Raw genomic sequence first — 401 nt, 5'->3', positions numbered from 1 at the left:
TATGATGATTGGTAAGGGTGGAAAGTGATCGGTGGTTGTTAGGTAGAGAGCCTTAATGAATGATGAAAATTATTGATTAAGGTTTTTTTAAGCCTTGAATATGTTCTTTAACAATTTGGAAAAGCTGATATTAATTTAATCCAAGAGTAACTGATTGAATTGTTATTTTTAGAAATGACGGTTCTTTCAAGCGAAACTTGTATGGGTATGAGTAAAATCATACGCGATTAGCGATTGTCACGTTACAGCCTGGCGAAAGCCGCTAATAGTCTGAAGTCAAAAGGCAGACATATTAGGGTTGTATGGTTAAGTGACTAAGCGTATACGGTGGATGCCTTGGCAGTTAGAGGCGATGAAGGACGTGTAAGTCTGCGAAAAGCTGTGGTGAGTTGACAAAACGC

General features: G+C 38.4%; 1 rRNA gene. It reads left to right on the top strand.

What is annotated here, in order from left to right:
• Positions 1 to 304: 304 nt before the first annotated feature.
• A 23S ribosomal RNA gene (locus tag CSH93_RS17770) occupies positions 305 to 401 on the top strand; the annotation flags it as partial.

The organism is Neoalteromonas facilis (assembly GCF_002807665.1).
GTDB classification, from domain to species: domain Bacteria; phylum Pseudomonadota; class Gammaproteobacteria; order Enterobacterales; family Alteromonadaceae; genus Alteromonas_E; species Alteromonas_E facilis.
Note: the sequence above shows the minus strand (reverse complement) of the source record. Positions and strands in the feature narration are given on the sequence as shown.